At 58.6% G+C, this 887-nt stretch carries 1 protein-coding gene; it reads right to left on the bottom strand.

Features of this window, described 5'->3' with window-relative positions; genetic code table 11:
• Nucleotides 1-887: non-ribosomal peptide synthetase (locus tag ACL9RM_RS26415; protein WP_414126695.1), on the bottom strand; the 887-nt coding region annotated here is incomplete at both ends.

Raw genomic sequence — 887 nt, 5'->3', positions numbered from 1 at the left:
CAGCAATCGGGAGGATACTTGCAGCGCTTTGATCGAATCGCCGCCCAGTTCAAAGAAGTTATCCTGCGTGCCTACCGCTTCCACGCCGAGTACTCCAGCCCATACCGCAGCCAGTACTTGCTCCACCGTGGTACGCGGTGCGACATAGGCTGCACTGGTATGAATACTTCCTTCCGGTTCCGGCAAGGCCTTGCGGTCGATTTTTCCGTTGCTCGTCAGGGGGATCGTCTCCAGTCGCATCAAACGTGCAGGCACCATGTGCGCTGGCAGCCCGGCTTCCAGTTCGGCCTGTACCTCCTCAATCCGCAGCTCAGCTTCTCCCGTGATGTATCCGCACAAGTACTTGTGCCCACGCTCATCCGTCCGGTCGATGACTACCGCTTGACGCACACCCGGTGCCCGCTGGATCGCCGTTTCAATCTCGCCCAGCTCGATCCGGTAGCCCCGGATTTTCACTTGATAGTCCATCCGGCCGATAAAGTCCACATTGCCGTCCGGCATCCACCGCGCCAAGTCACCTGTGCGGTACAATCGTTCACCCGGTACGTACGGGTTTGCCACGAACTTCTCGGCCGTCAGGTCCGCACGATTCAGGTAGCCTCGTGCCACCCCGGCACCGCCAATGCACAGCTCGCCCAGTACGCCGATCGGCACCGGATTCAACTGGCTGTCCAAGATGTAGAAGCGTGCGTTCAGCCACGCCTGACCAATCGGCACATTGCCGCTACTTGGCAGCTTCGACAGTTCTTCGTCGTAGAAACTAGAGTCGATTGCCGCTTCCGTGACGCCATAGCTGTTCATAATACGAACATCCGCGCCAAACCGTTCTTGCAGCACCCGGTAGTCTGTCACACTGCAGCTATCCGAGCTGGTGATCAGCAGTTCCA

It is taken from the genome of Paenibacillus sp. S29 (assembly GCF_049319765.1).
Classification (GTDB): Bacteria; Bacillota; Bacilli; order Paenibacillales; family Paenibacillaceae; genus Paenibacillus; species Paenibacillus polymyxa_B.
This window is presented reverse-complemented; position numbering and strand designations above follow the sequence as displayed.